The 25,052-nt window shown below is 62.3% G+C and carries 22 protein-coding genes; 6 read left to right on the top strand and 16 right to left on the bottom strand.

Annotated features, from left to right (window positions below; genetic code table 11):
• Positions 1 to 115 precede the first annotated feature (115 nt).
• Positions 116 to 1,618, top strand: a complete 1,503-nt coding sequence (locus DNJ95_RS08695) for a YifB family Mg chelatase-like AAA ATPase (protein ID WP_131184329.1) — start codon at positions 116 to 118, stop codon at positions 1,616 to 1,618.
• A gap of 101 nt (positions 1,619 to 1,719) precedes the next feature.
• On the opposite strand, the gene DNJ95_RS08690 is transcribed toward DNJ95_RS08695, so the two are convergent.
• A complete protein-coding gene (locus tag DNJ95_RS08690; protein WP_131184328.1) occupies positions 1,720 to 2,505 on the bottom strand; it encodes a PhzF family phenazine biosynthesis protein in 786 nt (261 codons plus the stop codon).
• Positions 2,506 to 2,700: 195 nt separating this feature from the next.
• Here DNJ95_RS08690 and DNJ95_RS08685 point away from each other — a divergent pair, with 195 nt between their 5' ends.
• The 5 genes from DNJ95_RS08685 (at position 2,701) to DNJ95_RS08665 (ending at position 7,616) form a co-directional block, all read left to right on the top strand.
• A complete protein-coding gene (locus DNJ95_RS08685; RefSeq protein ID WP_131184327.1) occupies positions 2,701 to 4,683 on the top strand; it encodes a BCCT family transporter in 1,983 nt (660 codons plus the stop codon).
• A gap of 117 nt (positions 4,684 to 4,800) precedes the next feature.
• A complete protein-coding gene (locus tag DNJ95_RS08680; RefSeq protein ID WP_131184326.1) occupies positions 4,801 to 5,232 on the top strand; it encodes a YbaY family lipoprotein in 432 nt (143 codons plus the stop codon).
• Entirely contained in the window at positions 5,229 to 5,885 is a 657-nt protein-coding gene (locus DNJ95_RS08675; protein ID WP_131184325.1) for a class I SAM-dependent methyltransferase, read from the top strand. The genes DNJ95_RS08680 and DNJ95_RS08675 overlap by 4 nt, the downstream gene beginning before the upstream one ends.
• An 82-nt stretch (positions 5,886 to 5,967) precedes the next feature.
• Complete coding sequence (locus DNJ95_RS08670) at positions 5,968 to 6,639, top strand: BUD32 family EKC/KEOPS complex subunit (RefSeq protein WP_131184324.1); 672 nt, start codon at positions 5,968 to 5,970, stop codon at positions 6,637 to 6,639.
• A complete protein-coding gene (locus tag DNJ95_RS08665; RefSeq protein ID WP_131184323.1) occupies positions 6,636 to 7,616 on the top strand; it encodes a glycosyltransferase family 2 protein in 981 nt (326 codons plus the stop codon). The genes DNJ95_RS08670 and DNJ95_RS08665 overlap by 4 nt, the downstream gene beginning before the upstream one ends.
• Before the next feature lie 130 nt (positions 7,617 to 7,746).
• Here DNJ95_RS08665 and DNJ95_RS08660 read toward each other — a convergent pair whose 3' ends face one another.
• From DNJ95_RS08660 to DNJ95_RS08590, 15 genes are all read right to left on the bottom strand, one after another.
• The gene (locus tag DNJ95_RS08660; protein WP_131184322.1) at positions 7,747 to 8,898 is read right to left on the bottom strand and encodes a glycosyltransferase; all 1,152 of its coding nucleotides are present in this window, start codon (positions 8,896 to 8,898) and stop codon (positions 7,747 to 7,749) included.
• Entirely contained in the window at positions 8,874 to 9,785 is a 912-nt protein-coding gene (locus DNJ95_RS08655) for a glycosyltransferase family 2 protein (protein ID WP_131184321.1), read from the bottom strand. The genes DNJ95_RS08660 and DNJ95_RS08655 overlap by 25 nt, the downstream gene beginning before the upstream one ends.
• A 59-nt stretch (positions 9,786 to 9,844) precedes the next feature.
• Positions 9,845 to 11,677: a lipid A export permease/ATP-binding protein MsbA gene (gene msbA / locus DNJ95_RS08650; protein WP_131184320.1), complete on the bottom strand. Its 1,833-nt coding sequence runs from the start codon at positions 11,675 to 11,677 to the stop codon at positions 9,845 to 9,847.
• Between the two features lie 101 nt (positions 11,678 to 11,778).
• The gene (locus DNJ95_RS08645) at positions 11,779 to 13,854 is read right to left on the bottom strand and encodes an acyltransferase family protein (protein ID WP_165491616.1); all 2,076 of its coding nucleotides are present in this window, start codon (positions 13,852 to 13,854) and stop codon (positions 11,779 to 11,781) included.
• Between the two features lie 55 nt (positions 13,855 to 13,909).
• Positions 13,910 to 14,980, bottom strand: a complete 1,071-nt coding sequence (locus DNJ95_RS08640) for a glycosyltransferase family 2 protein (protein ID WP_131184318.1) — start codon at positions 14,978 to 14,980, stop codon at positions 13,910 to 13,912.
• The gene (locus tag DNJ95_RS08635) at positions 14,967 to 16,055 is read right to left on the bottom strand and encodes a DegT/DnrJ/EryC1/StrS family aminotransferase (protein ID WP_131184317.1); all 1,089 of its coding nucleotides are present in this window, start codon (positions 16,053 to 16,055) and stop codon (positions 14,967 to 14,969) included. Before DNJ95_RS08635 ends, DNJ95_RS08640 begins: the two co-directional genes overlap by 14 nt.
• 28 nt (positions 16,056 to 16,083) lie before the next feature.
• Positions 16,084 to 16,515: an acyltransferase gene (locus DNJ95_RS19670; protein ID WP_131184316.1), complete on the bottom strand. Its 432-nt coding sequence runs from the start codon at positions 16,513 to 16,515 to the stop codon at positions 16,084 to 16,086.
• Complete coding sequence (locus tag DNJ95_RS08625; RefSeq protein WP_242671954.1) at positions 16,512 to 16,910, bottom strand: sugar 3,4-ketoisomerase; 399 nt, start codon at positions 16,908 to 16,910, stop codon at positions 16,512 to 16,514. The genes DNJ95_RS19670 and DNJ95_RS08625 overlap by 4 nt, the downstream gene beginning before the upstream one ends.
• Positions 16,911 to 17,053: 143 nt before the next feature.
• The gene (locus DNJ95_RS08620) at positions 17,054 to 17,926 is read right to left on the bottom strand and encodes a glycosyltransferase (RefSeq protein ID WP_131184315.1); all 873 of its coding nucleotides are present in this window, start codon (positions 17,924 to 17,926) and stop codon (positions 17,054 to 17,056) included.
• Positions 17,923 to 18,819, bottom strand: coding sequence for a glycosyltransferase family 2 protein (locus DNJ95_RS08615; RefSeq protein WP_242671953.1), 897 nt, complete (start codon positions 18,817 to 18,819; stop codon positions 17,923 to 17,925). Before DNJ95_RS08615 ends, DNJ95_RS08620 begins: the two co-directional genes overlap by 4 nt.
• 18 nt (positions 18,820 to 18,837) lie before the next feature.
• Positions 18,838 to 19,704: a DUF6625 family protein gene (locus tag DNJ95_RS08610; RefSeq protein ID WP_131184313.1), complete on the bottom strand. Its 867-nt coding sequence runs from the start codon at positions 19,702 to 19,704 to the stop codon at positions 18,838 to 18,840.
• A complete protein-coding gene (locus DNJ95_RS08605; RefSeq protein ID WP_131184312.1) occupies positions 19,701 to 20,657 on the bottom strand; it encodes a glycosyltransferase family protein in 957 nt (318 codons plus the stop codon). Before DNJ95_RS08605 ends, DNJ95_RS08610 begins: the two co-directional genes overlap by 4 nt.
• Positions 20,654 to 21,772 (bottom strand): glycosyltransferase, encoded by a 1,119-nt coding sequence (locus DNJ95_RS08600; protein ID WP_131184311.1) that lies wholly within the window; start codon positions 21,770 to 21,772, stop codon positions 20,654 to 20,656. Before DNJ95_RS08600 ends, DNJ95_RS08605 begins: the two co-directional genes overlap by 4 nt.
• Positions 21,759 to 23,513, bottom strand: coding sequence for a carbamoyltransferase family protein (locus DNJ95_RS08595; protein WP_131184310.1), 1,755 nt, complete (start codon positions 23,511 to 23,513; stop codon positions 21,759 to 21,761). The genes DNJ95_RS08600 and DNJ95_RS08595 overlap by 14 nt, the downstream gene beginning before the upstream one ends.
• Before the next feature lie 78 nt (positions 23,514 to 23,591).
• Positions 23,592 to 25,043, bottom strand: a complete 1,452-nt coding sequence (locus DNJ95_RS08590; protein WP_131184309.1) for a lipopolysaccharide kinase InaA family protein — start codon at positions 25,041 to 25,043, stop codon at positions 23,592 to 23,594.
• Between the last annotated feature and the right edge of the window lie 9 nt (positions 25,044 to 25,052).

The following is a 25,052-nucleotide window of genomic DNA, read 5'->3' as shown; positions in this document are numbered from 1 at the left end:
GAGTGCGTTAGCCGCAAGCGGCTTGCAGAGCCTGTTTCCAACGTAGCAGGGCCGACGCGCAGCAGATCGTGAACAGGTTCTAAACGCGCAGGCATACCGATCAGGGAGCGATCGCATGTCCCTCGCCATCGTACACAGCAGGGCCCAGGTCGGCGTCGAGGCGCCCCCGGTGACGGTGGAGGCGCATCTGGCCAACGGCCTGCCCTCTCTGGCACTGGTCGGCATGCCGGAAACCGCCGTACGGGAAAGCAAGGATCGCGTACGCAGCGCCATCCTGAGTTCGGGTTTCGATTTCCCGCCCCGGCGCATCACGCTGAACCTGGCACCAGCCGACCTGCCCAAGGAAGGCGGTCGTTTCGACCTGGCCATAGCGCTGGGCGTGCTCGCCGCCAGTGCCCAGTTGCCCACAGAGCCGCTGGCCGGATTCGAAGTGCTCGGTGAACTGGCCCTTTCCGGCGCCCTGCGTCCGGTACGCGGTGCCCTGCCGGCAGCACTGGCGGCGCGCGAGGCAGGCAGGGCCCTGCTGGTGCCCTGGGAAAATGCCGAAGAAGCCAGCCTGGCCTCGGGGCTGGCGGTCTACGCGGCCAGGCATCTGCTGGAAGTGGCCGCCCACTTCAATGGCCGTACACCGCTACCGGCCTACCAGCCCCAGGGACTGCTGCGCCAGCCGCGCCCCTACCCCGACCTCGCCGAGGTACAAGGGCAGGCCGCAGCCAAGCGCGGCCTGCTGATCGCGGCGGCAGGTTGCCATAATCTGCTTTTCACAGGCCCGCCGGGAACCGGCAAGACACTGCTGGCCAGCCGCCTGCCCGGCCTGCTGCCGCCTCTCCAGGAACAGGAAGCCCTGGAAGTGGCGACCATCCATTCGGTATCCAGCCTGGCGCCACTCGAGCACTGGCCCCAGCGTCCCTTTCGCCAACCTCATCACAGCGCCTCCGCTCCAGCCCTGGTAGGCGGTGGCAGCCGCCCGCAACCGGGAGAGATCACACTGGCGCACCGGGGTGTCCTGTTCCTCGACGAGTTGCCGGAATTCGAACGGCGGGTACTCGAAGTACTGCGCGAACCCCTGGAGTCGGGAACCATCGTGGTTGCCAGGGCTCGCGACAAGGTACGCTTCCCGGCCCGCTTCCAGTTGGTGGCGGCCATGAACCCCTGCCCATGTGGTTACCTGGGCGACCCATCCGGGCGCTGTCGCTGCACCCCGGACCAGGTTCAGCGCTATCGCGGCAAACTGTCCGGGCCGTTGCTCGATCGTATCGACCTGCACCTCAACGTGATACGAGAAACCACCTCGTTGCACAGTTTCCCGGCGGCTGGCGAAAGCAGCGCCACGATAGCCGCCTGGGTCGCCCAGGCGCACCAGCGCCAACAGCAACGCCAGGGTTGTGCCAATGCCTTTCTCGACCTGCCGGGGCTGCGCCAGCACTGTGCCCTCGACAGCGACGACCAGCACTGGCTGGAACATGCCTGCGAACGCCTCGGCCTGTCGCTACGCGCCGCACACCGTCTGCTCAAGGTAGCGCGAACCCTGGCCGATCTGGAGCAGACCGATAACATCGCCCGCCACCACCTGGCCGAGGCCCTGCAATACCGACCGGCACAGGCGCCCAACCGCTGACGGGCGCCCCGCCACGGTCCTCGAAACAGCGGTCGCCAAAGCGCAGGAGCGGCCTTGGCCGCGAAGCGCTGCCTGCAAGAACGGGCCGCCCCTACCGCAGATCAATCCGGCAAGTGGATGCTGCCCTTGAGGTACAGCACCGCCCGCCCACTGATGATCACCCGGTCCCCCCGCAGTTCGCAGTGCAACTGCCCCTTGCGTGCGCCACCCTGTTCGGCGCGCAGCGGGTTGCGTCCCAACCGCTCGACCCACAGCGGCGTCAGCGAGGTATGCGCCGAGCCGGTCACCGGATCTTCGAAGATACCGGTATCCGGGCCGAACCAGCGCGAAACGAAATCGAAGCGACTGCCCCTGGCCGTGACCACCACGCCACGTGCCGGCAGCCCCCTGAGTGCACTGAAGTCAGGCTGCAACGCGGCGACCCGTGCCTCGTCGTCGACCACCACGACATAATCATCGGTCAGCAATACCTCGGCCTGCTCCAGGCCCAGCGCCGGCAGCAGATTGGCAGGGGGTACGCAGGGGCTTGGCGACTTGGCCGGAAAATCCAGTGCCAGCAGTTCGCCATCGCGGCGTACCCGCAACTCGCCACTGCGGGTGGCGAAATACAGTACCTCAGCATCGACACCCAACTCCTTGAACAGCACCCAGGCAGTGGCCAGGGTCGCGTGCCCGCACAGATCCACTTCCACCTCGGGGGTGAACCAGCGCAACTGGTAATGATCGCCGTCGCCGACGAAGAATGCCGTTTCCGACAGATTGTTCTCCGCGGCGATGGCCTGCAGCAGGGCATCGTCCAGCCACGCCCCGAGCGGGCATACGGCAGCCGGGTTGCCTTCGAAGAGACGCGAAGCGAAAGCGTCCACCTGGTAGATATCGAGCAGCATGGGAAGCACCTCATCAGGACGTAAAAGCAGCCTAACCGCTGTCCATACCAGGCGGTACATACAGTTGCCGACTAACAGCCAGCAGCGCTCGATAGAGCAAACGTATCAAAGCAATGACTGTCAACACACGAAAGCTATGATAGATTTCCCGGCTTCGCCACAGGCGGCCCCCCGGAATCGAACAAGGAGAGCAGCATGGAGGCACAAAAGTCTTCGTCACCCAGCATCAACCCGCCAGTCTTCTATGGCTCGGCCATCCTTATCCTGGCACTGGTGGGCTACAGCGTGGCCTTCCCGCTCAAAACCCAGGCCCTGTTCAGTGAAATGCAGACCTGGATCATTACCAACGTCAGTTGGTTCTATATCCTCGGGGTCGCGCTGATCCTCATCACCACGGTATTTCTCGCCGTCAGCCGGCTCGGCGACATCAAGCTCGGCCCCGACCACAGCGCCCCCGACTACAGCAACCTGACCTGGTTCGCCATGCTGTTTTCCGCCGGCATGGGCATTGGCCTGATGTTCTTCGGCGTCGCCGAACCGGTCATGCACTTCCTCTCGCCACCCGTAGGCACAGGCGGAACGGTGGCCGACGCGCGCGAGGCGATGCGCATCACTTTCTTCCACTGGGGCCTGCATGCCTGGGCGATCTACGCCATCGTAGCGCTGATCCTCGCCTACTTCAGCTTTCGCCATGGTCTGCCGCTGACCCTGCGCTCGGCATTGTATCCACTGATCGGAGAACGCATCCACGGCCCCATCGGGCATGCGGTGGATATCTTCGCCATCATCGGCACCGTGCTCGGTGTCGCCACCTCCCTGGGGCTGGGCGTCACCCAGATCAACACCGGCCTCAACCACCTGTACGGCGTACCGGTATCGGCGGCGGTACAGGTCGGGCTGATCGTCTTCACCATGGGCCTGGCCACCCTTTCGGTGATATCCGGACTGGACAAGGGCATCCGGCGCCTGTCGGAGCTGAACCTGTCGCTGGCCGTCCTGCTGATGCTGCTGATCCTGGTGCTCGGGCCGACGGTGTTCATCCTGCAGACCTTCGTCGAGAACACCGGCGGCTACCTGTCGGACATCGTCAGCAAGACCTTCAACCTCTACGCCTACCAGCCCAACGACTGGATCGGCGGCTGGACCCTGTTCTACTGGGGCTGGTGGCTGGCCTGGTCGCCCTTCGTCGGCCTGTTCATCGCGCGCATCTCGCGCGGGCGCACCATCCGCGAGTTCATCACCGGTGTATTGCTGGTCCCGGCCGGCTTCACCCTGCTGTGGATGACCATCTTCGGCGATACCGCCATCCACATGATTCTCTGGGAACACGTCGACAGCCTCGGCGAAGCCATCGAGCGCGACAGCTCACTGGCGCTGTTCGCCTTCCTCGAGCACTTCCCCTTCGCCTCGGTGATCTCGCTGGTGGCGATCATCATGGTGGTGGTGTTCTTCGTCACCTCCGCCGACTCCGGCGCCATGGTGGTGGACATGCTCGCCTCCGGTGGGCAGGAAGGCACTCCGCTCTGGCAACGTATATTCTGGGCCGGCTCGATGGGCGCGGTAGCCATCGCCCTGCTGCTGGCCGACGGCCTGACCGCGCTGCAGACCGCCACCATCGCCAGCGCACTGCCCTTCACCCTGGTACTGCTGTGTTCGATGTGGGGGCTGCTCAAGGCACTGCGCCTCGACTCGACCAAACAGGGGCTGCGCTACCAGTCGCTGAACACCTCGCCGGGCACCCCGCGCGCCGCCACGCATGGCGGCTGGCAGCGGCGCATCCGCAGCCTGATGATGTTCCCGCGCCGCAGCCATGTAGTGCGCTATATCAGCGAAGCGGTACGCCCGGCCTGCGAAGCGGTGGCCGAGGAAATGCGCAAGCAGGGCTACGCCGTGCAGGTGACGGTGGGCGATGATGGCCGTACGCAGTTGGACATCACCCACGAAGGCGAGCCGGACTTCATCTACGAGGTACGCCCGCGTGCCTATGCCATGCCGGCCTTCGTCGCCCAGAGCGACGAAGACGACCCACGCGAGGACCGCAAGTATTTTCGCGCCGAGGTCCATCTCAAGGAAGGCGGCCAGGATTACGACATCATGGGCTGGAACCGCGACGATGTGATCGGCGATATCCTCGACCAGTACGAGAAGCACATGCATTACCTGCACATGGTCAGGTAGCAACCGCTGGCGGCCCTGCCCCCCCCGGGCCGCCAGCCCCACACCAGCCCGGTGTTTGCTTTAACCGCCTCCGATTGGGAGAATCCGGGCATTCGTCCTTACAACCCGGAACACCTCATGCCGTTACGCCCTATCGCCCTGCTCGGCCTCACACTCCTGCTGACCGCCTGCGCAGGCAAACCACCCGTGCCCGAAGCACCGGCCCCCGTTCCCGAACTGGTCGAGGAAAGCGCTTCGGAACTGCTGCACCAGTTGAGCGGAAGCCTGCTTGGCGTACCGAAAGGAGCGGATGTCGAACTGGCCCTGCTCGAAGTGCATCCGCGCAATCGCCCGGACAAACTGCTGAGCAGCGTGCAGCTCAAGGGCCGCGGCGATGCCCTGCCCTTCATCCTCAAGTTCAACCCCGAGAATTTCCCCAGCGACCAACGTGTCGAACTGCGTGGTCGCGTCACGCAATCGGGGCGGCTGATCATGCGCTTGCCGCCGAAGACTATCCACAGCGATGACAGCCGGGCCCTCGGCCCCCTGCACCTGGTACCCGCACCTTGACGCCACCGGCATCGCTGCAACGGGCGCTTGAGAGCCTGCTGGGTGACGCGAAACTGGTCGATACACACCTGCCGGGAACGGACATCCGCCTCTGGCTGATCGACGCGGAGAACATGCAGCGCGCCTTCAGCCCCGAGGAAACCTGCCGGATACTCGAAGAACCGCCCTACTGGTGCTTCTGCTGGGCCAGCGGCCTGGTGCTGGCACGCAAACTGGCCCAGCACCCCGAATGGGTTACGGGCAAACGGGTGCTGGACTTCGGCTCCGGCTCGGGTATCGCGGCGATCGCCGCCGCCAGGGCCGGTGCCGCCGAAGTGGTTGCCTGCGACATCGACCCGCTGGCACTGCAGGCCTGCCAGGCCAATGCCGGACTCAACGACGTGCGGCTCGGCTACAGCGAAGACCTCTTCGCTGAAGAACGCCCATATGACCTGCTGCTGGCCGCCGACATACTCTACGACCGCGCCAACCTGCCCCTGCTCGACCAGTTTCTCCTGCGCGCCCGGCAGAGCCTGGTGGCCGACTCGCGTATCCGTGACTTCCAGCACCCGCATTACCGGCATGCCGGGCTGGCCCAGGCCCACACCTGGCCGGACCTGGCCGAGCCGGATGAGTTCCGCCAGGTGAACCTGTACCGCAGTCACTCCCAGTGAGTCCCATACACGGAGATGCCCACGCCTCCGGCTTAGGTTAAACTGCCGCCCTTCTCGACCACGCCAGCGAAACAGAACCTGCATGTCATCCATCACCGATCAGCAATTTTCCGCACTGCGCCAAAATGCCGAGGTGATAGAGGCCGACCATAATGGAGAGAAGGTCCTGGCACTGGCCGACGGCAGTTACCTGAAATTGTTCCGGCGCAAGCGTTTCCTTTCTTCCGCCGCCCTCTTCTCCTATGAAAAGCGCTTTGCCCAGAATGCCAGGGAGCTGGAAAACCGCGGCATTCCCTGCCCTCGCATCATCGGCACCTATGCGATCAAGAGCATAGAGCGCACCGCAGTGCACTACTGGCCACTGCCCGGCCGGACGCTACGCCAATACCTGGCCAACGCCAATAACGACCATCGAGGCCTGAACCAACTGCTGGGCGCCTTCATCGCCAGCCTGCACCAGCAAGGGGTGTACTTCCGTTCCCTGCACCTGGGCAATGTAATCATCACCGAAACAGGCGAACTCGGGCTGATCGACATCTCCGACATGAGCTGCACCAGCGGCCCGTTACGGCGCAACAAGCGGGTACGCAACTTCCAGCATCTGTTTCGCTACCGGCAGGACATCCAGAGCCTGAGCGAACACAAGGCGTCCTTTATCGGGGGCTATATCGAGCGCTTGCCGGTCAAGGAAAAGAGCTACTACAGCGCCTATTTCGAAACCATGTTCGGCCAACATGAACAGCCGGCCCGATGAGCTCCCTCAGCGTACTATTGCCGGTCTACAACGCCGCGCCCTTCCTGCATGAAGCCCTTGACTCGCTGATCGGGCAGAGCCGCCCGGCCGACCAGATCATCATTATCGAAGATGGCTCCAGCGATGACTCCCTGTCCATCCTGGAAGACTACGCACGCCGGGAACGCCGGATCGAACTGCACTCCCAGCGCAATGCCGGCGTATCCCGGGCGCGCAACCGGGGGCTCGATCTCTGCCAGGGCGACTTCATCGCCCTGATGGACGCCGACGATATCAACCATCCGCGACGCTTCGAACGGCAACTGGCTGCCGTGCAGCGGCATGGCCTGGATATCTGCGGCTGCGCCATGCGCACCTTCGGCCAGAAACGGCGCATCATCCGCTACCCACGGGACAGTGCCCGACTCAGGTACAACTACCTGTTCCTCGGTCGCACCATTCCCGGGCCGACGACCCTGCTGCGCAGGGAAGTCATCGGCGATACCCGCTTCGAAGAGTCCCTGGCCTATGCCGAGGACTTTGGCTTCTACCTGTCCCTACTGCTGCAACATCCATCGATACGCCTGCACAACCTGCAACAGCCACTCTACAACTACAGGACCCACGACAAACAGGCATCGCAACGCCTCGCCCACCAGAACAGGGCCAGCCTCGGCCAGCTCTTCCAGAATCTGCTACCGAGTGTAGGCATCGCCTGCCATGAGCGGCACCTGGCGAGCCACTGGCGCCTATGGAAGGAAAACCAGGCCTTGCCGCTGGAAGAGTTGCGCAATTACCTGCCCTTCATGCGGCAACTGTGCGACTGGCTGCAACGCGGCGATCAGGATCCGCTGCCGGCCTATGAGCTGTGGCGCCGCCTCGACAAGCGCCACAGCCACCTGGGACGGGCCGCACGGGAGATGATCGCGGGCACCGCCCCCGACAACCGCCCGACGCTATGGCGCAGAATGGCGATCGGTCTTTTCCCGAGCCGCTAGAATCACCGCCAGCAACAGCGGAATCCAACTCAGGAACCACAGTTCGCGCGGCTTGCTCCACAGCCCTGAAGCATCGCCATCGCTCATGAATGCAAGGCTAAAACCTTGGGCCAGGCAGGATCGGGCAGAATCAATGCCTGACGACAAGCTCCTCGACCAGTTCGCGATATTGCCTGCGGAAATCCTCGATACCATGCGCACGCCGCAAATAGGCATATGCCGTATCGCCTTCGCACCGACGCTCCGCGGGGGAGAGCGCCAGCAGCGCCGACAACTGCTTCGCCAGTTCCTCGGGCTTTCCGACGGCGAAGACACGTCCGCCACAATCCTGCAGAATCGGTCGCAGGCTATCGATATCGGAGCCGACTACCGGCAAATGCCCGCTCATGCCCTCCAGCAGGGCCAGCGGCAGCCCCTCGCTCAGGGAAGGCATCACGAAGGCATCGAAGGCGCGCACATATTGCAGCGCATCATCCTTAGCCCCCAGCAGATGGACCCGCCCATGCAGGCCGTGCAGGTCGATCAAGGCCTCCAGCTCGTCACGGCCACGGCCTTCGCCGATGATCGCCAGATGCGCTTGCGGCGCCTGCGGGGCGACACTGGCGAAAGCCTGCAACAGATGGACATGCCCCTTCACCGGGACCAGGCGTCCGATGGTACCGAAAACGAACACATCATCCGGCAACCCCAGCCGTCGGCGCGCCTCATTCCCGGGATGCTGCAGTGACTCGGCATGGTCGATGTCGATGGCATTGTTGATCCGCCGCACATGCTCCGCCGGAAGGTTCGCACCTTGCTCGCTGCTCAGGTCCTCATAGACCGCCCGGGAAACGCCGACGAACCGCCAGCACCCCTTCAGCAGCCAGTGCAGCTCCCAACGACGATAGCGGCGATCGTACTCCCCCAGGCCATGTAGAACGCCGATACAGGCCGGAATCCTCAACAGGAAATTCAGCAACATGAAGGCGTTGATCGGCTTGAAGCGATGAGCGATGACCGCGTCATAACGCTCCCGCCGGCAATGCCGGTACAGAACCCACAGCACCCGCAGGCGAAGCCCCTTGGTGGCGGCCTTGCTGAAGCCGAAATAAACCGAGCGCGACGCCCGGCTCCGCGGCTCTCCCTCACCGGGCGCGCCGCGGAGAAAGGCGGTGGTCACCTCGAAACGCTCCTCGGGCAGCCCCTGGATGATCTGCTCAGCGAGATCGGAAGCGCTCACGTTGTAGCGATTCTGTATCTGCAGGACCTTGTACTTGGTTATCGACCCGCCAGATTCAGCCATATCATCAATGCTTTTCGTGTGTAGGAGAGCCTGAACAGAACACGCCAATCCATACGCACAGCCCTGCAGAAGAAATCCCTGGCTATGGCATGATCGCCGACGATATAGGCCGTACGGAACAGGGACAGGCAGCGTTGGACATAGAATGCCTTGCGCAACCCCGACATGCTCGCCGGCAGGCGCCGAAAAACCTCATCGACGAGATGAACCCCGACCTTGCAACCATATTCGAGGTTATGACGCAGGCTGTCCCTGTGCTTATGGATGATGGCCAGCGGGACATCCACACAGGAAACCGGATTATGCGCAAGCACCTGGGCGAATACCGGGATATCTTCCGAGTTCAGAAACTGCTCGGGGTATTCACCATGCCTGAATACATCCCGGTGCATGACACAGGCGCCATTGGAAATGTTCAGATGCTTATCCAGCAGATAGGCCTTGACGCGCTCAAGGGGCTCCTCGGGCACGGCCTGAATGGAGTGCTCCCGACGCCGCCCGTCCTCGAACACCGAGACATGCCCACCGATGATCATCCGGGTTTCCGGGTTTCCGGCCATATGCTCGCGCACCGCCAGCAGGGCACCTTCGGCCAACTCATCATCGGCATCCAGAAACACCAGCCAGGCGCCTCTAGTCTCGGCAATCCCAAGATTACGGACCGAAGCCAAGCCACCGTTCGATTTGCGCATCGAACGGAACCTTCCAGGAAACTCCTGGTGCAGGCTGGCAACGACCTCCGGCGTGGCATCAGTCGAACCATCGTCGATAACCAATAGCTCGCAATCGACATCGCCAAGCTGCGCCAGCACGGACCTGACGGCACGCGGCAATACCGCTGAATAGTTATAGGCAGGTATCAGGATACTAATCAAATCTTCAGACATCCGTGCCTCATCACGGTAAACACAGGGCTCTCAATCTCGGCATATGAATATGCATCCATTCAGGCATTCATATGTGGATTCGGTTCACCCTGAGCTTCATTATTATTCTCCGCATCCAGCCCCATGGCATGCAGGCGGGCATAATAGCCGTTGTGCGCCAGCAGAGACTCATGGGTACCACGCTCGACGATCCGCCCCTGATCCATGACCAGGATCAGATCGGCCTTCTCGATGGTGGACAAGCGGTGCGCGATGACCAATGTCGTACGCCCCTCCATGACCTGGTCCAAAGCAGCCTGGATATAACGCTCGGACTCGGTATCCAGTGCCGATGTGGCCTCATCGAGAATCAGCACCGGCGCACTCTTGAGCAGCGCACGGGCGATGGCCAGACGCTGGCGCTGGCCACCCGAAAGCATCACGCCATTCTCGCCGACCACCGTATCGAAGCCTTGTGGCAAACGTTCGATGAACTCGCTGGCATAGGCGGCACGCGCCGCTTCCTCGACCGCTTCGCGGGGTAACTGACGCAGATCGCCGTAGGCGATGTTGTTCAGTACCGTATCGTTGAACAGGGAAACCTGCTGGGTCACCAGGGCGATATGCTTGCGCAGATTTTCTATCCGATAGTCTTCCACGGGCGTGCCATCGAGCAGAATCTGCCCTTCCCCGTGTTGATAGAAACGCGGGATCAGGTTGGCCAGGGTCGACTTGCCGCTACCCGAGCGCCCCACCAGCGCCACCATCTGCCCCGGCTCGACGGTAAAATTGATGTCACTCAGAACGGTTCTGTCCGTACCCGGATAGACGAAGCTCAGTTGACGAACCTCCAGCGCGCCGCGCACCTGGTCCTTTTCCACCGTTCCCTGATCCGGCTCCGGCACTTCATCCAGTTGTTCGAAAATGCTTTCCGCACCTGCCAGACCTTTCTGAATGGTCGAACTGACTTCCGATAACTGGCGAATCGGCTTGGGTAGCAGACCGGCTGCGGTGATATAGGCCACCAGATCGCCGACCGAGGCATCGCCACGCAGCAACAGCACCAGGAACATCAGGAAGGCCATCGCAGCGTAGTTGACCAGTTGCAGGGTCGGGGTGTAGATCGCGCTGGTACGGGTCATGCGCAACTGCTTGCGGGTATTGTCCTCGCTGGCCTCGAAGAAGCGCTGCCGCTCGTACTGCTCGCCGCCGAAGCTGCGCACCACCCGGTAATTCTGGATGGTCTCGGAAGAGACATGGGTCAGCTCACCCATGGTTGCCTGGATCTTGCGGCTCTGGTTGCGAAACTTGCGGCTGGCGCTCTTTACCAACAACGCGATCAGCGGCAGGATCGCCACCATCACCATGGTCAGCTTCCAGTTCATCCACAGCAGGTAGCCGAACAGGAACACCACCGTCAGCCCCTCGCGCACCATGACTTTCAGCGCATCGGTGGCGGCACCGGTGACCGTGCCGACGTTATAGGTGATACGGGAGATCAGGTAGCCCGAGGAATGGTTGTCGAAGTAGCGGTTGGGCAGGGTCAGCAGGTTGTTGAACAACTGCCCCCGCAGATCCTGCACCAGCCCCAGCGACACCCGCGCCAGGTAGTAGCCGCCAAGGAACGAGCCGACGCCCTGCCAGATGGTGATCAGCAGCAGCGCCACCGGCACGCTGTATAGCAACTGCATCGGGCCCAGCAGCGGCAATTCGACCATGCCCGCCTCGGGACTGGCCAGACCATCGACGAAGTACTTGAGCAACCCGGCCATCATCGGCTGGGTGGAAGCGAAGATAATGTAGCCGACCATGCTCAGGGCGAACATGCCCCAGTAGCGCCTGACATAGGACAACAAGCGAAGATAGAGCCTGAAACTGGAAAGCTGAGGGTTGGTTTCGGCAGGCTGGGGCATGGGGATTTCCATCCGCAAACGGGGTGGCGAGTCTAACATATAGCCCGGCCAGTCGCGGGAGCCGGCCCCACAGGCGAAGCGGCAAGGCTGGTCCTAACCCTCTATTCCGATGACATGCCCCGGGGCTCCGCGAATTGCCGCCAGAAGCCCGCCTGTTTCGGCAACACCTCCCCGGCCCACTGTCTGGTGACATATTCATTCAAATGCCCGACATCCTTGTAGGCCATCTGGCCGTTGTAGATCGGCCATGACCGCTTCGCCTCGCCCAATGCCTCCAGTGGGTCGAACAACTGTGCCCGACCATTTTCGGCGACCTGGCCAAGCCAGCCACGGACAACCGCGTCATCCTCCAGCAGCAGCTCTCCTCCCGGCCAGTCCCAGCCCCTGAGGAAGTACACGAACCAGCGGTTGTACTCCTTACCACTGATTCGCGGAATACGCTCAAGCAACACGACGTTCTTGCCACGCTCACGCAGGCCACCCAGATACGCCGGGAAATCGACGAGCTGTCCATCACGCAGATCGTCGACGATCCTCAGGCGCATGTCCCAGTTCGCAGCGAAGATGATGTTGTCGAAGTGCTCGATTTCCTTTGCGACCCTCGGCGTCACCTGCGTGATGCAACGCGAATCCCCCTTGAAGTTCACCCGCCCGTGCGGATCGGGTATGGGCAGGCAACCATCTGCGGTGATCACCCTGGCGGAAAACCCGTACCTCCGTCCCGCCTCGGCAATGTACGGCGCATAGTGACCCGCATGCGAATCGCCGACGAGCAGGACTGTCGGCGCCTTGTCGGGATCGCCGAAGACGCACTCGCCATCGGTCTCGTTGTGGCAATACCCGTCGCCAAGGTAGTACTGCTTCTGCAGGGAGTACAGCCGATAGCGCTCGTCGACCTGGTCGGGCGACAGAAAGTCGCTTTTCTTGTTCAGCGTGTAGACACCCAGGATCAGCGCCGCGGGCAGCAGGTAGAACAGTACCAGGGAGAAGCGGAAACTCCTGCGTATCCGCCTGCAAGGCTGCTCGATGCAGTAATAGGTGAACAGGGCACAGCCGAAGGTAGCGACCAGCACGAAACCCGCCCATGGCAGGTTCAGCTCATCGACGAACAGATATCTGACGAAAACGATGATCGGCCAGTGCCACAGGTACAGCGAATAGGATATGGCCCCGATGAAAACCATCGCCCTGGTCGAGAGCAGCCTGCTGGCCAATGAGCCACCGGCGCCGGCATATATCAGCGCGGCAGTGGACAACGTCGGCACCAACGTCCAATAGCTGGGGAAAGGTACCGCTTGCGAGATGAACGCATAGGAAAGCGCGATCCCCGCCACCCCGGCAATGCCGAGGGCATTGCTCAGTACCGATCCAGGCACGCGACCGTGCAGCGAAAGCAGACCGACTACCGCGCCGACCAGCAACTCTCCCGCCCGCCCGGTGAACAGCGAGTAGTAATTGTATTTCGTCAGGTATTCCGAGTTCGGCGAGAACTGCGCGAGGGAAAACGACGCGCAGGCAAGCAGAATCAGAACCAGTACTGCCGCCGAAGTCCGCAGGCCACACTTGAATAGAACCAGCAGCAACGCCGGGGCAATGAAGTAGAACTGCTCCTCGACCGCCAGTGACCAGGTGTGAAGAAGAGGGAAGGTTTCCGCCTCTGGATCCCAGTAGCCACCCGTCTGCTGGGCGAAGAAGAGGTTTTGCGAGAAATACGCGACCCGACTGAGCGAACGCAGGAACAGCAGGAAGTCCTCCGGCAGGAACAAGTACCAGGCAATACAGAAGACCACCAGGCAAACGAAGAACAGCACCGGGAGAATACGGTTGATCCTGCGCCGGTAGAACTCTCTGAAACTGAAAGTGCCGGCCAGGACATCAGTATAGATGATCCGCGTGATCAGATAGCCGGATATGACGAAGAACACATCAACGCCAATGAACCCGCCGGGCAACCAGGCATTGTTGATGTGGTAGAACAACACCGCGAGAACGGCGACCGCCCGCAGCCCATCGATATCGGCCCTGTATTGCAAACCCGTCACAAGTCGCCCCCATGCCCAACCATGTCTGCCCCGCTGAAAACGCTCTCGAAAGATATTGGCCTGCCTCGTGCCACCCGCGGACTGGATGGCCGCCCCGTCACCGGCCGCGACAGCCCGGAATTTCCCCGGCGCCAACCAAACGCGGGGCTGCCTGTACCAGGCAGCACCGCGATGGATGAACCGGACTCGGCTACTGCTTGCCGTATTCGGAATAATGCACCGCCGGCGTGGCCGGCCTGGCTCGCGAATAATCGAACCGTATGCAGTTGAGGATGATGACTCGGCGCTTGCCGTCGCCCAGTTTCTTGCGCTCGTAGATGAAGCGCCGCAGGCGCCGCAGGCTGTCGAATTCCTCACGCACGGAGCGCCTGATCTGCGTCTGGATCCGCTCTTCCCGCAGCAGGCTGGCGGCCCTGCGGTTCACCGCGAAGAAACCGATGTACTCGTCGAAACGGTAGCTCTCGATGTATGAGCAGACCCAATCCAGCAGAACCCGAGGGTTGTCCCGGTCGCTCCAGAAACGCTCGAGATACTCGGTGACGATGCGGATCTGCCGGGCCGGGTTCTTGTGTACGTTGCCGTCATGCAGCCGGTAAAAACAGGCGTTGTCCCGGATGATACGGAAGCCCCGGGCGGGCGACCGCTCCTGCAGGTAGCGGAAGATCTTGGTGCGCAGGACGATGTCGTCTCCGGTCATGTCCTCGTCGAAGCCGCCGATGGCATCGATCACGTCACGCCGGAAGATCACACCCTGGATATAGAACGAGCCGAACTCGGAATACTCTAGCTCCAGCAGTTCCTGCACGCTTCGCACATCCATGGAGTCCAGCTTGAGCGTAGGCGACTTGTCCTTGATGAAGCCATTGTCGTCGATGCCCACGCTCTTCGAGGGTGTGACGAAGGCCAGATCGGGATCATCGTTCATCATGTCTATCTGCCGGCGCATCACCGCCGGGTTGTAGACGTCATCGAGGGCGATGAAGGTGACCAGTTCGCCCCGGCTCCGGCGATAGGCGTTGTTGAAGTTCAGCCCGATGTTCCCGGTGTTTTCCTGGGCGATCACCTCCATCCTGAACGGCACACCCTTCGCCAGCTCACGCAGCAGTTCGATGCTGCCATCCGCGGAGCCATCGTCGATCGCCACCACCTCCAGCCGCTCGTAACCGATGGCACGGATCGAGCAGATGTTGTCGCTCAGGTACCTGGCATGCTTGTAGCCCAGGCAGCAGATGGACAGCAGCCCCTGTTCAACGCCAACCATTGACGATCTCCACCACCCTACCGGCCTCGTCGTCGCTCATCACCGGGCTTATCGGCAGCGAAATGACCTCCTCGTGGATCCGCTCGGTCACCGGCATCGACAGCTCGGCCCATTCGGTATAGGCCAGTTGCCGGTGCGCCGGGGTCGGATAGTGGATGTTGGTCTGTATGCCGTGCTCCTCCAGGTACGCCTGGAAAGCCTGGCGGCGGGGCACCCTGACCACGAACACATGCCAGACGTGGGCATCTTCGGCATAGGTCCATGGCAGCAGCACCTGAGGATTGACGATATGCTCCCGGTAGAACGCAGCGATCTGCCGGCGCCGGGCATTATCCTCGTCGAGGTACTGCAGCTTGACCTCGAGGATACCGGCCTGGATCTCGTCCAGGCGCGAGTTCACGCCCTTGTATATGTGGTGATACTTGTAGTCGGATCCGTAGTTGGCGATCGCCTTGATCTTCTCGAACAACGCCTCGTCGGCGGTGGTGATGCCGCCCGCGTCACCCAGCGCCCCGAGGTTCTTGCCCGGGTAGAAGGAGAAACCGGCGGCATCGCCCAGACTGCCCACCCGACGGCCCTGGTAGAAGGCACCGTGAGCCTGCGCGGCATCCTCGATAACCTTCAGCCCGTATTTGTCCGCGAGCGCCCAGATCCGCTCCATGCGAACCGCCTGCCCATACAGGTGGACGACCATGATTGCCCGGGTTCTGTCGGTGATGCGCTGCTCGATCAGGTCGGGGTCGATGTTGTAGGTTTCGAGGTCGGGCTCGACCAGCACTGGCATGCAACCACATTGCGAGATGGCCAGGATCGAGGCGATATAGGTGTTCGCCGGGACGATGATCTCCTCTCCTTCGCCGAAGCCATAGGCCTTTAGGATCAGCGTCAGGGCATCCAGGCCATTGGCCACACCGAGCGCATGGGCGACGCCACAATAGTCGGCGAAAGCCCTGGAGAACCGTTCGTTCTGCTTGCCTTGCAGGTACCAGCCGCTGTCCAGGACAGCCCCGATACGTTCGCGGATTTCCGCCTCATACCGGTGATTTATCTTATGCAAATCGAGGAACTTGATCATTTAACCTCCAGGAGCCCAACCGACCCGATCAATGCTTGCCTTTAACTGTCTGCCCTGGGACAACATTCTTGGTGACGATGGCGCCGGCGCCAATCATCGCTCCCTCGCCAATGATGACGCCAGGCAGGATCGTTGCGTTGGCGCCTATCGACGCGCCCTTCTTGATGACGATTCCATCGCACTGCCATTCGGTATTGCGTGAGCGGGGATACTTATCATTGCAGAAGGTGACATTGGGCCCGATGAACACATCGTCCTCGACTCGCATTCCATCCCAGATCTGGACACCGCACTTTATGGTGACGTTGTCGCCTATCTCCACATCGTTCTCCAGAAAGCAGTGAGAGCATATGTTGCAGTTACTGCCAATGACCGCCCCGGGCAACACGACACAGAACTGCCAGATCTTCGTGTCACTTCCGATATTGGCGCTCTGAACGTCGGCCAATGGGTGAATCATCCTCTCACCTCACGCAGGAACTCGTCGTAGTTCCGAATGTAGTCGCTCTCGTCATAGCATTCCGAAGCCAGGACCATCACCACGCAGTCCGGCGAGAAGTTATTGAACTCTCTCCATATACTGTTCTTTATGTAGAGCCCCTGGTTGGGGTGCTGCAAACGTATGGTCTGGCGCTCGCGGCCATCGTCCAGGGTGAACTCGCAACTGCCTATCGGGCAGAAGATCAACTGCTGCAAGCGCCGATGGGCATGCCGCCCTCTGACTGCGGCTGATGTCGTGCCATATATGTAGTAGACACGCTTGATCTTGAAGGGGATGTTGCCCGCTCCCTCTATCGCGACCAGTGACCCGGTCGCATCGCCCTTGACATCAAAATCGATCAGTTGGTAATCCACAGAAACCCGCCTGGCTTGAAAGAGTAATTGACAGCGACACGGCATCAGCAAGACAGCGCCCTAAGAATTCCGGCAGAGTCTATACCAAGTCGGATGCCGCGAAGATTCAGGATCTGGCGCCAGGCGCCGCCGAGGCACGCCGATCAACGGAATTTCAGTGGATAGTAGAACAGGAACTTGAGCGCCAACCACCAGAGCCCCGGATAGGACTGCACCCGGCAGGCGCGTAGCCAGCGCCAGCGCAGCGCCAGGGGAACCTTGGCCTTGCGCAGGAACTTCAGCCAGGAATGAATGCCGCGCCGCTCCAGGCGGCGCAATACCGCCTCGTCCAGATCGTCCAGCGCCATCGGCAGCGGGACCGAGACGATCCGCTGGTGGTAGGCCAGCGCCTCCTCCATCCAGCGGCCGTCGAAATGGCCACCGGAGAAATGCCGCAGCTCGACGTCGTAGACCACCGCGACGGCATGCTCCTGGCTGGCTCGCAGGGCGAAGTCGACATCGTAGAAGTGGAAGTTCCGCAACTGCTCGTTGAAACGCAGCGCCTCCCACACCGCACGGCGGGCACAGATCCACACGCCATCCAGGGTGCACACCCGGATGCGCCGCTCATCGCCAGCACGCCGAGAATGCAGCAGCTCGTCGTCCGGGCCGCTGCCCTGATGCAGGTGGCTGCAGTTGTAGCGCTCCCGCCCGCTGGTCATCCAGCCGGACGGCGCGCGGCTCTTGAAGCGTGCGCCGGCTACGCCGATCACGCCGAGCTGCGGGTCTTCGGCGAAATGCGCCAGTACGTTGCGGCCCCAGCCCGCCTCGAGGAACTCGACATCCTCATGCATGAAGCAGACGACCTCATACCGCGCACGGCCGGCGCCTTCGTTGTAGACACGGCACAGACCACGGTCGCTGCCCCGGTTGTCGATGACGATCAGCTCGTATTCAACGCCAATGCTCGCTTCGATGTTGCGAGCCAGGGCTTCCGCCATCTGCGGACGGATCGAACAGACGACGATCGAGATCATTTCCGCCCTCCGCGATGAAACAACAGGCGCCGCGCACGCTTGAGTGTGGTGCGGTCCATCAGGCGCCAGGGAATCATGCAGATCATCCGCCAGGCGTCGCGGCGGTTCTGCACCACCGCGTACTTGAGCGCCTTGTTGATCACCGCGACCCGGCCGCGCTCGTATAGCGGATGCTGACGATATGGCTCGATGGCCTTGAGGTCGGCATCCAGCAGGACCCGGTAATTGCGCGACAGATTGTTCGGGTGCCGGCGGTAGCGGGTGACCACCACCGGCAGCACATGGGTCGGATGGCCGGCGGCGCTGATGCGTAAGGTCATCTGGAAGTCCTGAACCCGGATCTGCGGGTCGTAGAAGCCCACCTGGCGCAGCACGTCCATGCGGTACAGCGACACCGGCGCGCCGATTACCATGGCCTCGCAGAAGATTTCCTCGAACGACCACTCGCGTACCACCGAGGCGCTCTGCTCCTTGAGCGTCCGGCCGTCCGGGTCGATGTAGGTGACCAGGGCGCCGACGCAGCCGACCTCGGGGTGCTCGTCGAGGTAGCGGGCACGCAGCCCCAGGGAATGCGGCAGCATGATGTCGTCTAGGTCCGGGGTCGCCACGTAGACCCCGCGCGCATGCTGTAGCCCATGGTTGAGCGCCGCGCTGACCCCGGCATTGGTCTGGCTGAACAACTGGAAGTCATACTCCGCTTGCAACTCGCGCAAGCGTTCGAGGCTACCATCGCTGGAGCCGTCATCGACCACGATCACCTCGAAGTTCGGGTAGTCCTGGGCGTAGATGCTGCGCAACGACTCGTCCAGATAGCGCATGGCGTTGAAGCAGGGCACCACGATCGAGATCAGTGGGGCGTCTCCCGGCTCGTGCGGCGATGTCGCAGTATTCATATCCATAAGACCTAACGGTTAGTTTCCGGGCTGGGCCTGGCGCCAGCCCATCTCGCTGATTTCCCAGGCGGCGGCATGCTGCAACCCGACCGGTCCGAGCAGATCCTCCCGGCCCTTCCAGGGGCCATTCTTCCAGACCATGAAATGCAGGTAGGGCAGCGACCGCCCCGGCAGGTCGCTGTTGCTCAGCTTGCCCTGCCGCCAGTGCCAGGTGTCGGCGACGCGCGTCGACCTGTCGGCGAGCCGGGTGAAGGTGCTGTGCGCCTCGACGAACTCGCTGCGCCTGGACCAGTCGTTGCAGCGCGCGGCCAGCCGGCGCAGGAACCCCGGCCAGTTCTTGTGGCGAATGAACAGGCGGCTGAAGGCGCCCTCGTCGAGCCCCTGGTGCACCTCGTTGAAGCGCTCTCGCCAGTGCGGGATGCGCATGAACGCTTCGCGCATGCGGGTATCGTTGCGCAGCAGGCAGAGATGCCCGGAGACGCGCTGGTCGTGGGTCGAGAACAGGTCCTTGGTCGCCAGGCGCTCGGCGCTGAAGTACTCGCGCAGGTCGCCATAGATCACGTCGATATCGCCGAACGCCCAGAAGTCGTAGCCTTGCAGCCGGTCCTGGTGGACATAGCCGAGCGCCGGCTTGATATCGCAGAGCTTGTAGCTGGAGTCCGGGGCGAACTCGATGCCCAGGCGCAGAGAAACCAGTCGGCAGTAGTCGGCGAAGCTGGTCTCGACGATGCGCACGTTCTCCGGGGTGTCCTGCGGGATGCCGCAATCGCTGAACAGCAGCCAGTCGATGCTCGGGTTGTAGCGACAGCTCTCCAGAAAGAACGGCATCCAGAACGGCCAGGCGCCGAAGTACGGGATAACGAAGCAGATGCGCGGTTCTCTCATCGCACGAAACGTCCCAGCAGGCGCTGCCAGAAGCTCTCCCGTGGCCGCTCGCGCAGCGCCGGGCGCATCGCCTCGACGATCTGCCGGCCCAGCTCGGCGAAACTGAAGCGCGACTCGACCAGTTGCCGGCCGGCCTCGGCGACCCGCTCAGCGAGAGCAGGATCAGCGCGCAGACGTCCAAGCTTGTCGCGAAACTCTTCGAGCGAGCCATACAGGACGATATTCTGCATATCGACAAAGCCCAGCGCGCGGTTCTCCTCCTCGCCCTGGTCATAGGCGAACAGTACGCATCCGCAGGCCATGGCCTCGAAATTCTTGATCATGTACTCGCCCATGCCGATATCGGCACTGACGAAAAAGCGGATACGGTTGAGCGCATTCAGGTAATCGTCACCGGAATTGGTACGCATGGCTTGCAACGGCTCGACCTGACTCAACGTTTCGAGGAACGCTTTGCGCTCGCTGTAGACACCGCTCTTGAGGCTGCCGACGAACCCCAGCTCGATGTCCCGCACACCTTGCAAGTCCCGCAGTAATGCCTGGTCATAGCCCTTGGCTACGAACACTGCGTCTACACCCTCCTCACGCAAGCGGCGAACCACGCCGTAGCCGGAGTTGATCACCCTGGCCCCGGGTAACCGTCGGTAGTGGCGAGAGAAGCGCCCCTGGTACTTACCAGGAATGTAGTTCTGGTAAGCATCATGCTCGAGAATCACTAGATTGGGCACACGGCGAATGAAACGGGCCTGACGGATTTCCTTCTTGAAACGCAGGAAGAACAGGATGCGATCATAGGCCTGCACATCTACCTGGGCGCGAAAGTAGCCCTTCAGATCGGCCTGCTCCGCATCGGTCAGCCAGCGGATATCACAATCGCAGTGCGCCGCGATACCTTCGTAGAGACGGTCGAGGATGGCACGCTGCTCTGCCTGCACCAGAAACAACACTTTCATGGCGCGCACCTCTCCTCCGCCATCAGCCCCCAGCGCTCCAGCAGTAGGGAGAAGCGCTCTCTGGCTGCCCTGTCGGAGAACAGCGCCTGCAAGTGACCTCGCCAATCTGCCGGAGCCTGGCTGGCCACCTCGGCTAACCGGGATGCCAGTGCCTGGACGTCGCCCAGAGGAAACAGCCGGCCCCGGGAACCCAGCACTTCCGGCGCGCCACCGGCATCGCTACTGAGCAGCGGCAGGTCGGCCACCATCGCCTCCAGCAACACCATGCCGAACGGTTCATGATCCGACGTCAGCGCGAAGACATCGAACGCCTTGAAATAGCGTTTCGCGTCAGCAACCTGTCCGAGGAAGAGCACCGCCTGCTCGACTCCCAATTCCTTGGCCAGCGCACGCAGTTCAGCCTCCAGGCGCCCGCGGCCCACGATCACCAGCACGCTGTTGGCAGGAAGGCTCGACAGGGCCAACGCAAAACCACGGATCAAGGTCGCCTGATCCTTGTCGGGATGGAGTCGCCCCACATTGCCAACCACCCATGCCTCCTGCGGCAAGCCGAGGTGGTCACGCGCGTCTTCGCGGGAGACCTGCTGGCTCTGTACGGCTTCGATATCGATACGGTTGTACAGGGTTTCGATTCGCGCCTCAGGCCAGGCCGGCAGGCACGATCTGATGTCATCGCGCACGGCGTTGGATACGCCCAATAGCAACAGACGTTTGCGGAATAGAGCAGCAAACGAACGGCGGGAAAAGCGCCGATAAACGCCAAAGGCGTGATTCACCCCGATCACCGGCAGGCGCGTCGCCAGACAGGCGATGTAGGTGGGTTTGAAGCGGTGGGCGATGCACAGCCTGAAATCGCGCGAGCGCGCCAGGCGGGCGATATCGCGGATGATGCGCAACTTGAGGCCGCGCATATCGCGTGAGCCGTAGCCGAGGAAAACCACCTCGTCCGAGGCGGAGCCCGCCTCGACCTCGGCATCCGCGGCGCCGCTCAGGTAGACCGTCAGCACCTTGTAGCGGGTGCCGGCGAACAGGCTGGCATACTGCCGTGCACAATCGAGGAAGGGCCCGTCATAGCCATGGCAGATTTGCAGCACCCAGGGATCAGAGTGGCTCATTCGGCTCGGCCCCGTCCTTGATCACCAGAATGTCCTCCATGATCAGATACTGCAGATCGGAGCCATAGAACATGTTCAGCGCATCGGTCGGCGAGCAGATCATCGGTTCGCCGCGGCGGTTGAGCGAGGTGTTCAGCGACACGCCGTTGCCGGTCAGCTTTTCCAGCTCCAGCATCAGGTCGTACCAGCGCGGGTTGTACTGGCGCTCCAGCACCTGGGCGCGGGAGGTGCCGTCCTCGTGGACGACTTCGCCGACCCTTTCCTTCCACTCGTCGTTGACTTCGAAGGTGAAGGTCATGAACGGGCTTGGGTGGTCGACCTTGAGCATCTGCGCGGCGACGGTATCGAGCATCGACGGGCAGAACGGCCTCCAGCGCTCGCGGAACTTGATCTGCTGGTTGATGCGGTCGGCCACGCCCGGCACGCTCGGGCAGCCGATGATGGAGCGTCCACCGAGAGCGCGCGGGCCGAACTCCATGCGGCCCTGGAACCAGGCCACCGGGTTGCCGTCGACCATGATCCTGGCGATGCGCTGCGGCACGTCGTCGAGCTTCTGCCACTTGGGCGCATTGGGGTGGCGGGCGCAGGCGGCGATCACGTCCTCGTTGCTGTAGCTCGGGCCGAGGTAGACGTGCTCCATCTTCTCCACCGGTACGCCGCGCTGGTGCGAGACATAGGCCGCCGCGCCGACGGCGGTGCCGGCATCGCCGGAAGCCGGCTGCACGAACAGCTCCTTCACCTCCGGACGGGCGATGATCTTCTGGTTGAGCTTGACGTTCAGGGCGCAGCCGCCGGCGAAGGCGATCTTGCCGGTCTCCCTGATGATGTCGCCCAGGTAGTAGTCCATCATCTGCAGCGCCAGCTTCTCGAACAGCGCCTGCATGCTGGCGGCGTAGTGGATATAGGGGTCGTCGGCGATGTCGCCTTCGCGCTTCGGCCCCAGCCACTCGATCAGCTTCGGCGAGAAGTAGTAGCCCTTGCCCTTTTCCTTGTAGCGACGGAAGCCGATGACGTTGGCGTAGTCGGTGTTGATGGTCAGCTCGCCATTCTCGAAGGTGGCCAGGCGCGAGAAGTCGTACTTGGCCGCATCACCATAGGGCGCCATGCCCATGACCTTGAACTCGCCATCGAGCATTTCGAAGCCGAGGTACTCGGTGATGGCGCCGTAGAGGCCGCCGAGGGAGTCCGGATCGTAGAACTCCTTGATCTTGTGGATACGGCCATTCTCGCCGTAGCCGAAGAAGGTGGTGGCGTATTCGCCCTTGCCGTCGATGCCGAGGATCGCCGTCTTCTCCTTGAAGCCCGAGCAGTGGTAGGCGCTGGAGGCGTGGGCCAGGTGGTGCTCGACCGACTCGATCTTCACTTTCTTCAGGTCGAAGCCCAGTTGCTGCAGGCACCACTGGATGCGCTTCTGGTAGCGGTGGTAACGACGGTTGCCGAGCAGGATGGCATCCAGCGCGCGGTCCGGGGCGTACCAGTAGCGCTTGGCGTAGTGCCAGCGGGCCTTCTCGAAAATGCTGATGGGGGCGAAGGGAATCGCCACCACGTCGACATCAGACGGTTTGATGCCAGCCTGCTCCAGGCAGAATTTGGCCGACTCGTAGGGCATGCGGTTCTTCGCATGCTTGTCGCGCACGAAGCGCTCTTCTTCGGCGGCGGCGATCAGTTTGCCGTCGATGTACAGGGCTGCGGAGGGATCGTGGCTGAGGGAGCCGGATAGGCCGAGAATCGTCAATGACACGGGTAAAGCCTCTTAAAAGCAGCTGGAAGCTTCAAGCGGCAAGCTTCAAGCGACAGCGATGTTCGCCCCGCGGGGCCTTTACTTGCAGCTTGCAGCTTGCAGCTTGCAACTGCTGTTCGGTAATCGTCGGTCGAGCGACAGGTGCAATGCCGAGTCGGTGGGCCAGTTGCGCAGCAGGCGGGCGCGATCGCGCGCGAATGCCTGGTGGAAACTTCGTTCATCCCGGTGCTGGCGGGTGGCGTCGAGGTCGATCAGCAACCAGTCGCCATCCTTCCAGAGCAGGTTGGTGCCCTTCATATCGCCATGGCTGATACGCTCGCGCAGCATGGCCTGTAGCAACCGCACCAGTGCCTGCAGCTCCGCTTCGGGCGGATTGCCATCAAGGTAGGGCCTGAAACGAGTGATTATATCCTCGCCTCCAGCATATTCGGTAATCAGATAGCTGCGCCCGCGCAATCCCAGGGTGCGCCTTTCCAGCAGGGCCAGCGGCTCGGGGGTGGCGATGCCGAGGAAGTTCAGGCGGTTGCCCTCGACCCAACTGTGCCAGGCTCGGGTCGGGCGCCAGAAGCGCTTCAGCCAGTGGGTGAAACCCTTGATGTTGTAGCGCTTGATCACCAGCGTACGACCGCCCGCCTCGACCTCGGCGACAGTGGCGCTGCCCCCCTGCTTGAGCGGGCGCCCCGTACCGATGAAAGCATCGGGATCGGCCAGCAGGGCCTCCAGCTCATGCTTGTCCTGGCGCCGCACCACCTCCAGCCCGGCAAGCCCCCGCGTGACGCTGAACAGGCTGCAATCGCGCCCCAGCTTGCCCAGGTAATCGCGCAGGCGCCTGGCGCGGGCCTTGCCGATCTCGTCGAGCAGTGCCTCCATGGGCAAGGCATGGCTGTCGTTGGCGAGGATATAGTGAACCAGCAACTCTTCGATAAAGGGATCGAGCACCGACGGCAACTGGGCGAAGAACAGGCCGAGATTTTCCAGCACGCGCTGGCGCGACAGCGGCTTTCCAACCTGCTCGCTGTGTACTCCGCCACCGTCGATCAGATACAACTGGCCGGCGTGGCGCAGCAGGTTGTCCAGGTGCAGGTCGGACTGCCACAAGCCCCGCGCATGCATCCTGGCGACCACTTCCAGCGCAGCTCCCAGCACGGCCTGCTGCCCAGCCGACAGCGGCGCCTCATGGGCCACGGTATTCCAGGCATCCCACAGGCTACAGGCATCGTCCAGGTATTCGAATAACAACCAGCCGCCTGCGCCGGCCTGGTAGCCCTCGGCCAGCAGAGCGGGCGTGGCCAACCCCTGCCCGGCCAATGCCTGCGCGCCCTCGCGCTCACGGGTGAAATGCCGTTCGGCCCTGCCGCCCACCATCAGCTTGGCCAGTACTGCGCGCCCCTGCCACTGGGCCTGCGCGACATACCGCTGCCCCGGCAATACGCGCAACCAGCGTTGCAACAACAGTTCGTCCTGGCCCAGCTCGATACTCAGGGGCAAACTCGGCGAACGACCCGCCTGGCACAGCAGGGAAAATTTCATCGGCGTGTG

This window comes from Stutzerimonas kirkiae (assembly GCF_004327335.1).
Taxonomy (GTDB): Bacteria; Pseudomonadota; Gammaproteobacteria; order Pseudomonadales; family Pseudomonadaceae; genus Stutzerimonas; species Stutzerimonas kirkiae.
This window is presented reverse-complemented; position numbering and strand designations above follow the sequence as displayed.